Source organism: Paenibacillus sp. 19GGS1-52, assembly GCF_022369515.1.
GTDB lineage: Bacteria > Bacillota > Bacilli > Paenibacillales > Paenibacillaceae > Paenibacillus_AQ.
In genome coordinates this window covers 2625906-2638673 of the sequence record NZ_CP059724.1, presented here as the reverse complement: position 1 = coordinate 2638673, position 12768 = coordinate 2625906, and the positions used below count along the sequence as shown (strand labels likewise).

Sequence of the window (12768 nt, the reverse complement as noted above, 5' to 3'; positions counted from 1 at the left end):
GGAAAACATAATTTCAGAAAAAAAGACACTGACGGGATGTCAATGCCTGTGGACGGAGCTGATTGCAAATGATCAAATCCTTGTTAATTCTGTTTTTCATTACGTTGTTGTTTTTTTCATTTTTGCCGGATTATTAATTTTATATTTCACGGGATGTTGAGTGAGCTTCTTGGCAACCACTTTTGCTTCAAAAGAGACTCGGTCTCCCACTTGAAGTTCCAGCTTCTTTAGCGTTGCACTATGGCTTGACCAGACTTCATCCAGCGCAAGATCATGACCTTCCACGGATACTCCCTCATAAATGATCACTTCATCATCATTATCGGAGAAATGATTGGGTACAGTCGTAAACTCCTTTACGATCGCCGTCATCTGCAATTTATCTTCGGGTAACTCTACAACTTGCTTCTTAGCTTTTACAGCTTTTTTGGGTATTTCCTTCGCTACTTCAGCTACTTCAGCTAATTCAGCTATTTCCTCTTCCACCTCGTCCACCGGATTTGCAGTGTCGGAAGCTGTGGCGCCTCTTTGTCCAAAGCTTGCCGTTTGCATTTCTTTTAGATACGACGGGTGAATGCAATGCTGCTGCTTATTTTCAAATTGTACAACAACAGTCATGTTATCCACATAACCCACAATCTCGCAAGGTAACGTCAAGCCATATCCCTTATACAGATATGTTTTGGGCTTGGTAGCTGTATTGGACAATAGATTCCATTCCTTGCATCTATCAATGAGCTCATCCTCACTGGTGAAATCTTGTAATACAATGGGTCCAATTACAAACGGATAATTCATCTCACTTCTCACCCTTCAAATCAATATAACCCATTATCCCACATTTCAATGAACAGCTCAAAAGGAAGACCGAGCACCCGCTTGCGATTACTCATCAAGTACCTAAACTCAGTTTAACTTTTGTTGAAGTGCTTGATCACAACATTTCTAAAGATGGCGGTGCCGCCCTCAGTAAACAGGGAAATGCCTTTATCGTTTAACTCCGGGAAAATTTCACTGGAATAAACGATTTCCCCCTCATCCATAAAGACTTCAATGCTTGTTTTATCGACGAGGATCTTTAAGTGAGCATTCTTCTTACTGACATCAAATGGCGCCCTGCTTTCAAGATACTCACTATCCTTATCAGGCTGTCCTATAGAAGCTCTATTGACATAAGAGTATTGACCTCCTACAGAAATCCCGACATCTACATGACGGTTTTTGTCCGTTGACTCTCGAAGCCTCAATCCTACATTCTTGATCTCAGACCAAGATATATCGGTGTCCAGCTGATACGCGTCGCCTGTTACATCAAGCGTTTCAGAGCCATTAACCTCTAGTTGTTTAAAGTGTTCTATTGAGCTTGTCAATTGATTCAATGCAGCAATAGGTTGTGAAATCAAACGATACGTATAATCGCTTGCTTGTTTAAGTTCAATTTGGCGAACAATCGAATCCATTCCGTTAAATCCTTCGTCTAGTGTTGGAGTATTATCAGGATAATCCCAATTATTCATCCAAGCCAAAGCATAACGATGACTGTATTGATCTCTGCCGTTCCCCTCATTAAACGTTACCGCACCATACCAATCAAATCCGTAATCTAACCATAGAGGTTCATTATGATCCGGAATAAATTCCTTTCCATTAAAATCTCCAGTCCAGTAGGCGTAGGTGTTTGGTTTACCTATTGATTTACCATTTGCGCTGGCCCCAAGAATCCATTTATAGGTCCCGTCATTCGCCTGCATCAAATAAAGATCTGGACACTCCACAATTCCGATATTTTTCGTAATGAATCCACTTGTATAATGCCAATCTTTTAAATTATTGGACTCATAAAAACCTATTTTCGTTCCTTCCGCCACGGTCATCACCCATTTATGAACTTGGTCATCCCAAATAATTTTCGGATCTCTAAAATCTGCTATACCTGGATTCGGCATAATAGGATCATCACTATAAGAGGTAAACGTGTTTCCTTTATCCGTACTGTACCATAAATATTGTTCCTGCTTCCCACCATCTGCAGAGGGCTGTGTCATAATCGCCACCAACGCCCCGTTTCCAAAACCTGCTGTATTGTTATCGTCCACAACGATTGATCCTGTCCAAGGATCACCATTTTTGTTTGTATATTTAGGAATAGCCACACCATGATCTTTCCAATGAACCAAATCCGTTGATGTAGTGTGCCGCCATTCCGTACCATTTCCTTTAGGATAATCACCATTATAGAGATAATAATAATGATACTCCCCAGCCAAATAAATAGGCTTCTGAGGGTCATTTTTCCATTTGTCGGGAGTAGTGAAATGATAGATTGCTCGATAGGTTGGCGATGGATCGGGATGAACCACTAGCCCTATCGTTAACAAAATACTTAAACCAATGATAAATAGAATGAATCGTCTAAACACTTTCTTATTCCATGTTATTTTGTTCAAGCTGAACCCTCGCTTTTTAAAAAAAAGAAAATACCAATTTACCATTGGTATTTTCTCTTCGTACTCTCTAGAAATTTATATATTATTTTTGGCTCTTCGCTCTACTGGATGGGTAACGCTGCATAGAAATAGCTTCATAGATACTTTGGTATCCATAGATTCTTAAGGAAATGGTATAAATGGAAAGGGGTAAAGACCGGTTTAGGACCTCTGTGCGGCAAGCGCTGACAGTCGATTTTTGTTAGCGGTCATGTATACCATTGCGATTAAATTGTGGACGTTTCTATACCCGCGTGCTTTTCGTTTGGACGCTTGCACCAATCCATTAATGCCTTCAAGCAAGCCATTGGTCATCCGGCTATGGAACCAACGAAGAATGCCTTCTTCATGTTGCTTTACGGTCTTGGCCAGATCCATCATCGGTTCCAACTGCGAACGTCTAGCCCAGCTTAACCATTCTCGCAAGTAAACGTCAGCAAACACATGTGGAGTTATCCATAGCTCCTGCATTGCTAATTTCAAGCGATAAGCTCGTCCGGTTTTTAAGTTTTGGTCCTTGAGGCTTTGTAGGGTTTCTCGTTGTTCCGCCTTCAAATGAGCTTCATTCTTTAACCATAAAAATTTGCTCCGTTTGAGTCTAGGCTCTTCTTTCTGCTCGGTTTTGCGCACCTCATCTACAGCATCATTAACCATCTTCATGACGTGGAACTTATCAAAAGTAATTTCAACTGTAGGGAAATGCTCTTTAATTCCTCCAATAAAGGAGGGAGACATATCACAACATATTTCCTGTATTTGCACGGGTTCTACGCCTTTTCGAAGGAGATGCTGCTTGAAACGTGCCAGGGTATCTTTCCCTTTTCCTTCCGTTGCGAAAAGTATCGTTTTGGTATCCACGTCCACAAACAAGGTAATATAACGATGACCTCGGCGTGAGGACGTTTCGTCGATGGCGATCCGCCGAACAGAGGTCAAGTCCAGCTCGTTCATGGCTTGTTCAACGTAGTGATGAAAGATTCGCCACATCCGTGTATCGTGCTCTCGTAATTCACGCGCTGCTGCATTCACCGGCATTTCAGCCATTAATCGCATTGCCCAAGCGTCAAAATCCAAAGTGAAATGCGACAACGGACGTGACCACTTCACCGAAATCATCGTGATCTTATTGCATTTTTTGCAGTCGGTTCGAGGAACCCGAGCATGAATATAGGTTTTCCATTTCCAAACATCAAGATGGCGCCACTGCTTTTTTTCTGCATCGTAGGCCTTGCAAAGTGTCCCACAATGCGGACAGGGAAAGAGGGCTCCACGTTCAAAGTCAATAAATAAGTGCCACGCTTCTTCTTGCGGATCATGCTCAATATCCACTAATTTCCATGGTTCTTCCAAGTCTAACATGATCTTGAACACATCATTCATTAGATTATCTTGCTTGCTTAATGGGGTCCACATCTTCCATCCCGCCCTCGTAATTTTCTTACTAGACAGTATGGACACTTTCTCTATTAAACAGACATGTAACATTCACTTTAGCGAAGAAGCTTATTTTTTTGGCGTGTTAATCGTTAATTGCCCTTGTGCAAGAATGCTATCTTTGACAACGGAAGTTTTCGTTCCATTAATATTCAGTAAAAAGCTTGGTGCAAAGGTAGATTGATGGTCCGAAAAGGTGCCTCTATTGGTAACATAGCTTGTGATGACCACATTATTCCCCTTAGCTTGCGGAACCGCAAAGTGAGAGTAATTCCAGGTAAGATCATCCTGATCAAGATCCATTTGCAAGACTAGTCCTGAACCGTTTAATGGTTTATAAGGCCCGGATAAAGAGTCTGCTACATAACCTAACATGTAGATATCTTTATTGCCTATTCCATCAATGGTCATTTTTCCTCCTCTGGAGTCTGTGAACAAGTACCATTTATGATTCATTTTAAATATATTCGCCCGTTCAATTTCATCCGTTATTGTATTTGAGGCAATCAACGGTTTCATTACTTTTTTCAACGAATAATCATCATTTAATTCAATGATGCCCAGTGCACCATTCGCTAATGTCGCTAATTTTTTTTGAGGGCCTTCCAATAGTTTTTTTTGCTCTGTTTGGTAGAATTTTATATTCCCACCATAGTAAGTTTTGTTATTGAGGGACTCTTCTCCCTGGTAACCGTCTTCTGTCCCCGTATTCCCTTCAAAAACAAGGTATTTGCGGCCTTTGTCTTCCACATAGTGAGGATCTCTTAAAGTATGATTATCAGAATAGTTCTCCGCTTCAATACCTTGTTGAACCGTTTGGTAGAACTTACCGTCTCCATCAAAGATAGATTTCAAATCTTCTACGCCATCAATGTTCAGCGTATCTTCAGTTAGTTGAGATACATTGATTTGAGCCGTTGTTAACGTTTGTTTACCATACAATCCCGAATCTGGTGTCCAAGCCTGCCGATTGGTATAGAATAAACGAACTTTACCCTCAGATGTTAAGGTTGCAGAACCTGACCACTCTTCTGCTTGAGTTTTTAGAATAGGATCGTTAGGAACAAATTTATCACTATCCTTAAATACTCTACCTGCATTCTTCCAGCTATCAATAGATGTTTCGCCTATTTTTTGATAGAACAAGTATATAAACGTGTCCCCACCTTTATGAGGGTCTCCGGCTAAAGCAAATACAATATTGTAGCCCTTATAATTCGCTACTGTTCCGTCCGCATTTTGAAGCGGCCAACTATCCCAAACATCCAAATCAATGAGGTTGCCCGATGCATCATAACCCTTAGCAGAAGGAAGGTTCTTAATTGTGGATGTAGCGAATTGAGGCACTTTAAATTGTGCACTCTTTTGTTGTTCCGGAATTTTCAACATATCAAAGCGCGTAATGTGGGAAAAATTATAATTTTCCTTGTAATCTGTATTATTACTTCCCTTGTAATCTTTACTGCCTTGTTCTTTCGCTAAAGCTTGAGTTCCACCACCTGCTAGTAAAACCATTGTAAAGGTTGCTGCTGTTACTTGTTTGACAAACTTTTTGATATTCATACTCCATCTCCATTTCTAAATCTCTTTCTATTTTGTTACCTCATTAAACAGACAAAGATCTAAAAATCCTAAAGCAAATATACATGAACGCTCACCGCTGCCCCCCAAACTTCTTTCTATGCTTTATCTGTTTAACAGTGATCCTACCAACCATAATATTCGTTGGTATGACTATTCTAAAACTTATGTCAAACGATTGATATAGACCAATGTCCCTCCTCAGGATGGGTTAAAAAAAGAGGTATCCCCACTAAAATTAATTATTTTACATATTATTGAATTTAAATCCTACACTAAACAGGTAGGAAAAAATTACCTATCTATGCCTTAATTCAGACTATGACTAGCAATCGCTTAGAAAGAAATAACTTTGAAATCGTATTCTTAAAGAATGATTCTTAGGATCTATATCTTTTTAAAAAATAATTATTAATGAGCCCAAATACCTATAAATAAAGTTTACAAAATTGTTTCATTTTCATATTATGTGCATATGTAAAGCCTTCTCATTACCCAAAAAAATAATAAATAGGTAAAATAAAACATTTTTATTCAAGGCAGGACACATCTCCACAAACTAAAACAAGCCAGAACGCTGATTATTTATGCGCTCCGGCTTGTTTATTTATCCCATTCCAATCCCTAGCCCTGCCAACTCATCGCGAGCAGACGGAACATCCCGGTCCGGGTTCAGCTTATGAATCATTTGCTCGGTGATGACTGCTCCTGCATAAATTCTTTGTACCGTTTCCAGATCCATTGGCATTTCATAATAATTCTTAGCCCAGTCGATGTATTGTTCAGGTGTTTCCTGCAGATAGCCTAGTAGGAAGTCAGTTCCGTCCTCCCACCCCTGCGGACGCTCTATCTCGGCACTACGCCATACAGAGTCACTGGCTTCACGCCACAAACAGAAGGTAACCTCCTCCTTGTCAAATGCCTCATTATCGAGAATACTCAATAGAGAACTAGGTACCCCATCGTACATCTCCGGCCATATTCCGTATTCCTCCTGAGCATGAGGGCTGAACGGAGATTCATGGTCAAAGCCTTTGATGATGACTCCCTCAGGAGCAAAAATAATAAATAGATTATCCCCGGCCCCATTATCCAGCGAGCCTAAGGAATGCTCGTCGGACCCTTGTGGCACATAACGGTGCACACGCAACCACTCCTCTTCACACAATATCAGATCAAGCACAGCAAGCACCTGCATCCGATGTCTTAGCAGCTCTGGCGTCGGCAACTTAATTATCCCATCTATCATAGTATTTAGTCCTTTCTTTATTGCGATGAGGTTCACATCACTTAAGAATATTTGCCAATCCACAGGAAATGCTATAAATTTGAAATGACCCTTTGTCCAAAAATAACTTTGTAGGAGTGATTAAATGTCAGTAGATGTTTATATCAATTTTAACGGTAACTGTCGTGAAGCCGTGGAATTCTACGCACAGGTCTTTGAAACAGGGCAACCGCAAATCATGACCTTTGGGGACAGTCCGCCCAACCCGGAATACCCGCTGCCTGAAGAAGCGAAATCGTTGGTCATGCATACTCGGCTAAACATTGACGGAAGCAATGTTATGTTCTCCGATGTGTTTCCTGGCATGCCGTTTATTCAAGGCAACAACATCAGCTTGTCATTAGTCACTGCGGATGAGGCAAAGATCAAAGCTTGGTTTCCTAAGCTCAAAGAAGGCGGCAAAGTGGGAATGGAGCTACAAAAAACTTTTTGGAGCAAATGCTACGGCAGCCTAACCGATAAATTCGGCATGAATGGCAGCTTAGTTATGACAATGGAGAGTTCGGAATGTAACTATATGTATCGAGAAATATAAATTATTATATTTTAAATTAAAGGGGCTGTCCCATAAGCCATGAAATGGCTGCTTGGGACAGCTCTTTTTTGGAGTCAGATAGACATTGCGCTTGTGAGGACGCTCCGCGAACGGACCGTTGTTTCAATCGCTGTGGTCTCCAGATTTTTTTCATTCCCCTTAGCGGTGAAAATCCGGAGACCAAGGCGAACGCTATCGCTTTTCCACAATCGTTCCGTCCTCTCCGCTGTTTAAGCGGGACTCGTATCTACAATCCTTCTAAAAATCATAAAAAAAGAAACCTTTCTTTGTTAAAATGGAAGTGCGACCAACCATTTTAAATCAAGGAGAGGTTTCTTTTGTACATTCAATATACCATGGACCAACTTTGCTTGCCAATGGATTTAGAGGACGACATTCCAGAACATCACCTCGTTCGTATCGTCAATGCCGCCGTTAACCGGCTGGACGACGGCATTTTTGACGCGGCCTACCCAGGTGGTGGCCGTGACAGCTACCATCCTAAAATGCTGACCAAAGTCATTATTTACGCCTACACGCAGCGCATCTATTCCTCTCGCCAAATCGCCAAATCCATTCGGGAGAACATCCCCTTCATGTGGCTCGCCGGTCGGCAGCGGCCAGACTTTCGGACGTTGAATCGATTTCGTTCCCAGCGGATGAAGAACGTTCTCGAAACCGTATTTACCGCCGTGCTTCAGTTTCTGGCTGACGAAAAATACGTTTCCCTAGAGCATTACTTTGTGGACGGAACCAAAATCGAGGCGAACGCCAATCGCTACACGTTTGTTTGGGGGAAAGCCGTCAGTAAACACAAAGTCAAACTGCAAGATAAGGTGCAGGCCCTGTTCGCTGACATTGAAACGGAAGAAGAACAGGAAGAACAAGAGAATTCAGGCAAAGACCTGGCTGAACTCGGCACAGATTCCGAAGTGAGCAGCGTGAAACTTGAACAGGTGGTGCAAAAGCTCGAAGCTCAGCTGGCCCAAAAACCGAAAGACAAGCCCTTAAAAAAAGCTGTTCGGACGCTGCGCAAGGATTGGCTTCCCCGACTGCTGAAGTACGAACAATACCAAAAGCTCCTTGGTGACCGGAACAGTTTCAGTAAGACAGATCCAGATGCAACGTTTATGCGGATGAAAGAAGACCACATGCGAAATGGCCAGCTGAAACCGGGATACAATGTGCAAATCGGGACCGAAAACCAATTTATTTTAGCCTACAGTTTACACCAAAGACCGACCGACACCCGCTGTTTAGAGCCGCATATGGAAAAAGCGCAGCAGATCCTCGGAAAACTGCCCAAGACAGTCATTGCGGATGCAGGCTACGGCAGCGAAGAAAACTACGCCTATCTGGAAAAGAAAGAGATTCAGGCGGTGGTGAAGTACGGCAGCTACCACAAGGAAAAGAGCAAAGCCTGGAAAGCGAATGTTGGTAAAATCGAGAACTGGACATACGATGCAGCCGAGGATAACTGGACGTGCCCCGCCGGGGAAATGCTGCATTTCCGCAGAGAAAGTAAGGAAATCTCACAGAGTGGATATGAAATTCACAAACGTCATTACCGAAGTCAGAGCTGCGAGGGCTGTCCGTTGAAGGAACGCTGCACGAAGGCAGCTGGAGATCGGGAAGTGGTTGTTAGTATGGAACGACTGCGTTACCAAAAGCAGGCTCGGGAGATCTTGCGAAGTGAGGAAGGTTACGCCCTGGCCGTACGCCGAATGACGGAACCGGAAAGTGTATTTGGACAACTGAAAAATAACCGGGGCTTCCGGCGCTTTCTGCTTCGCGGCATGGAAAAAGTGACGCTTGAGGTCGGGTGGCTTTCGCTTGCCCACAATTTACTGAAGCGAGCAGCCATAGACCAAAAACATAGAGCAGCACACCTCCAATAACAGGAGGTGTGCTGCTCTGTTGACTTTTATGCTTTTGAAATTGAAGGTGGCCTGTCTCTGCTCGTAGAAAATCTACTTTTGAGACAGCCCCTTTTGTGTTTAGCCTTGGGACTACCGCGTTCTACACCTTTTTATCCTTATCTCGCAAATGTAATGCAGACCATGTCTCATCTATAGCTACATTGCTTACCAGATGATACTCCGAGGTGCTCTCCACCATTTCCTAAATGATATCACGGTTACTGTCTGTCTTGATTTTGGAAGACTGCTGGGGTAGCAAATCCAAAAGAGGCGGATATGCATTCCCCCAGTGGGTTACTTCCTCTGCGTTCATAATAAATACCTGAGCAAAGTCAAATCCCCCTTACAATGGCTCTGCCCTGCTTGTAGCGTAGCTTCTTTAGCAGCTTATTGTCCATCATTGTACTTCTCTATGAATGTTATTTGATGGGTTTAGAAATACAAATTCCAGCCTATAATCGTTGCAGCAAAGACGAATGCCGTGACACCAGACAACACATATAAGATTTTCCGTTTGTTGCTGCACTCTAGATTTCTCAGTTTCCACACAAGAAGTGCAATGTATACTGCAGCAAGCATTACATAAATCCCGTTAAGGATAAGATGAAGCATAATAGACGAATATGTAGTGTAAACTATTGATCTAAACAGCAATATTGATATATTCACAACACATACAAGACCGGCAAGGTTGATGCCCATATGATATCTATGAAAATAACAAGCAGGCATAGCTACTCTCTTCGCTTTGTGAATTATTAATCGGATACACTCACCAAGCAGTGTAATCAAGTTGAATAATATACAGATGCTTAGAATTAAAATGGATAGTTTTATTATATTTACGGTCAAAGTTGCAATTGGAACAAAATCTCCGTACGTTGAGGATAGCTTTTTGACTATGCCCTTATTCACCACAAAATGTTTGAGTTCAGAGCTGTGATCATGGAGATATTCGTAAGGTGCAACCTGTTCAAATCGATTTCCCGAGATCATAATAGAATGGTCATCGATAGCATTAACCTTCTCAATACCTAGATACCCAAATATTTTGGCAAACCCGGATACCACTCGTCTTGAATTTAGATAATAACCTTCCGTTTCGGCTGGATTTGGTAAAACACCTGTATATGCTTGCGGTTCGTATTTTCCAAATATGGTATCCACTAGGCCAGAATTAAAGTTCCATTCATTTTGCTGGTTCGTCATCACGATTAACGCAAAGTTAGCTTCAGGATTGAAGACAAATCTACTTGAAAATGCAAGCGTATTTCCTCCATGCTCCAGAGTACGTACCAAATGTTCTGTCTCAAAAAATCCATGTGCAATGCGTGGGGTTGCAGAACCTGTGAAATATAGACTCGGTGACAGCATTTCATCCAACGTATCGTTACTTGCAAACAATGCACTATTTTGGCCAGTGATCGGCATAAGAGCATTCAGAAATTTCGCTGCATCTGTTGCTGTCCCTGTAGCACTTCCAGCAGGGTATAGACCAATGTAAGCTCTGTTGTTCTTTAATAGCTGCAAGCTGGTCGTATACCCTTGGATTTCATTTCTTTTTTGCGCTACTTGGGGACGATCTTGTTGGGAAGGATGAATCGAAGTGTTATCCATACCCAATACAGAAAAAATATGTTCATCTACATATTTATAAAAGGGTTGGCCGCTTTGTACTTCAACAATATAGGCCGCTAAAGCAGCCCCAAAATTTGAATAGGCTACTACTGATCCCGGTTTATACACTTGTTTGGGTTCATAAGCTTGTAGTGCCTCTCTTAAATCCGGAATTTCACTCTCGTTAAAATAGAATAAATCCGTCAATTTATCTTGCCAGCCTGCATTATGATTCATTAGATTCATTAAAGTTAAGGGAGTGTCGTATTGCAGGTGTTTTAGAAATCCTTTAGGAAGATATTCACGGATATCCGTTCCCAAGTCAAGTTTACCCTGCTCGACTAGTTGCATCACACTTGTCCAGATCAGCAGTTTTGAACAGGACCCCCATTCAAAAACTGTTTCTGTATCGGCTATTACTTGATTTTCCAGATCTGCGTAACCATAAGCCTTGTTAAAAATCATTTCGCCGTCCTTCAAAGCAACGACAGAAACAGCAGCCATATTATCCTTATGATCTGCTGCATAAACATCAATAACGGTGTCTAATGCTGACAACAGAATTCCCGAGGGAATGATTCTAGCCTTATCATCAATATCAGACTTGTCAGCGGCTTTCACTGCATCAACCCATGTAAAAAATAAAATAAGTGCAGATAGAACAAGTGCAGTAACTTTTATCCACCCAATATATTTCCTGTTTGAAATCATTGATTATGCACCTAACTTTCGGCACACACACATCCCATAGTTGCTTATTCCAATGTTCGTTATCCAATTTATACCGTTCATGCCGTGCTCCTTCTCATTACATTTTTAAGAATATTTTACTACTAATTGGATGTAAATACATTCTCAAAAATATCATGTCTTTAAAACCAAAGAAACCTCTCCTTTGAAATGTTTGGTCACACTTCCATTTTACCAAAAGAGAGGTTTCTTTTTTTATGATTTTTAGAAGGATTGTAGATACGATTCCCCCTTAAACAGCGGAGAGGACGGAACGATTGGTTCGCGGAGCGTCCTCACAAGCACAACCGTTTAACTGACTCCAAAGACAAGGGGCGTCCCAAGCAGTCATTTCATGGTTTATGGGACAGCCCCTTTGCATGCTTAATCTTGGACGGGATCGTCTGTGGTGCTCTCAACGAGATGCTTCAGCACATTCAGTTTATTATCCCAGAATCTTTCGAAATAAACCAGCCAGGATTGCACATCCTGAAGCGGTTCAAGCAGCAAGCTATAGCGCGTTTCGCGGCCGACCTTTCGTCCCTGTAGAAGCCCAGCTTCTTCCAAAATATGCAGATGCTTTGAGACCGCCGTTCGTGTCATTGGATAATGACCGCTGATCACTGTCACCGGCAGTTCCTGATCGGCCAACAATTGCAACATGCTGCGCCGGGTCGGATCAGCAATCGCTCGAAAGACATCGGCCTTCGGTTCCTTCGCGACCCTATTCACCCTCGACATATTTGCCGAGCGCTTGACACAGATTTGTCCAGCCCTGACTCATATTCTCGCGTATTGCAGTATGCGGTGCTCCGAATTCTGTAAGCTTGTCCGCATCCCAGCCTGAGTGGATTAATGTACATTCTGTTTGGTCATCCAACTGTTTTAATTCAATAGTCACGGTCCAGTCTTTCCCCCAGTTAAATGCCACGCAGTAAGGAGCATCAATCTTAGTCACCTTGCAAGGTGACATCCCAAACTGACCCGCATTGAGATGGAACTCATGACCGATTATCGGTTGAAAATCGTTAGGCATGAACCACGCTGCCAATCCCTCTGCGGTAGCTACCGCGTTCCACACTTTTTGAATCGCTGCATTGAACACTTGGGTTTTCCGGATATCTGGCAATATATGTTGAGTACTGTCCATTCTCTTACCTCCACTTTTGAATTAGGGAA

The 12768-nt window shown here is 42.2% G+C and carries 9 protein-coding genes and 1 pseudogene; 2 read left to right on the top strand and 8 right to left on the bottom strand.

Annotated features, from left to right (window positions below; genetic code table 11):
- Positions 1-99 precede the first annotated feature (99 nt).
- The 5 genes from H1230_RS12375 to H1230_RS12355 form a co-directional block, all read right to left on the bottom strand.
- Positions 100-798: a hypothetical protein gene (locus H1230_RS12375; protein ID WP_239715749.1), complete on the bottom strand. Its 699-nt coding sequence runs from the start codon at positions 796-798 to the stop codon at positions 100-102.
- A 113-nt stretch (positions 799-911) separates the two neighbouring features.
- Entirely contained in the window at positions 912-2447 is a 1536-nt protein-coding gene (locus H1230_RS12370) for a glycoside hydrolase family 32 protein (protein ID WP_239715748.1), read from the bottom strand.
- A gap of 201 nt (positions 2448-2648) precedes the next feature.
- A complete protein-coding gene (locus H1230_RS12365; RefSeq protein WP_239711380.1) occupies positions 2649-3899 on the bottom strand; it encodes an ISL3 family transposase in 1251 nt (416 codons plus the stop codon).
- Positions 3900-3989: 90 nt separating this feature from the next.
- On the bottom strand, positions 3990-5483 hold the full coding sequence (locus tag H1230_RS12360; protein ID WP_239715747.1) for a glycoside hydrolase family 68 protein: 1494 nt from the start codon (positions 5481-5483) through the stop codon (positions 3990-3992).
- Positions 5484-6108: 625 nt separating this feature from the next.
- The gene (locus tag H1230_RS12355; RefSeq protein WP_239715746.1) at positions 6109-6750 is read right to left on the bottom strand and encodes a hypothetical protein; all 642 of its coding nucleotides are present in this window, start codon (positions 6748-6750) and stop codon (positions 6109-6111) included.
- A 124-nt stretch (positions 6751-6874) separates the two neighbouring features.
- On the opposite strand from H1230_RS12355, the pseudogene H1230_RS12350 reads away from it, so the two are divergent.
- Both H1230_RS12350 and H1230_RS12345 read left to right on the top strand, forming a co-directional pair.
- Positions 6875-7302 (top strand): annotated as a pseudogene (locus H1230_RS12350) (VOC family protein).
- 360 nt (positions 7303-7662) lie between these two features.
- Entirely contained in the window at positions 7663-9222 is a 1560-nt protein-coding gene (locus tag H1230_RS12345) for an IS1182 family transposase (RefSeq protein ID WP_239711837.1), read from the top strand.
- A 453-nt stretch (positions 9223-9675) separates the two neighbouring features.
- On the opposite strand, the gene H1230_RS12340 is transcribed toward H1230_RS12345, so the two are convergent.
- From H1230_RS12340 to H1230_RS12330, 3 genes are all read right to left on the bottom strand, one after another.
- Positions 9676-11571 (bottom strand): serine hydrolase domain-containing protein, encoded by a 1896-nt coding sequence (locus tag H1230_RS12340; RefSeq protein ID WP_239715745.1) that lies wholly within the window; start codon positions 11569-11571, stop codon positions 9676-9678.
- Positions 11572-11973: 402 nt separating this feature from the next.
- Positions 11974-12330, bottom strand: a complete 357-nt coding sequence (locus H1230_RS12335; protein ID WP_239715744.1) for an ArsR/SmtB family transcription factor — start codon at positions 12328-12330, stop codon at positions 11974-11976.
- On the bottom strand, positions 12314-12739 hold the full coding sequence (locus H1230_RS12330; protein ID WP_239715743.1) for an SRPBCC family protein: 426 nt from the start codon (positions 12737-12739) through the stop codon (positions 12314-12316). Before H1230_RS12330 ends, H1230_RS12335 begins: the two co-directional genes overlap by 17 nt.
- Between the last annotated feature and the right edge of the window lie 29 nt (positions 12740-12768).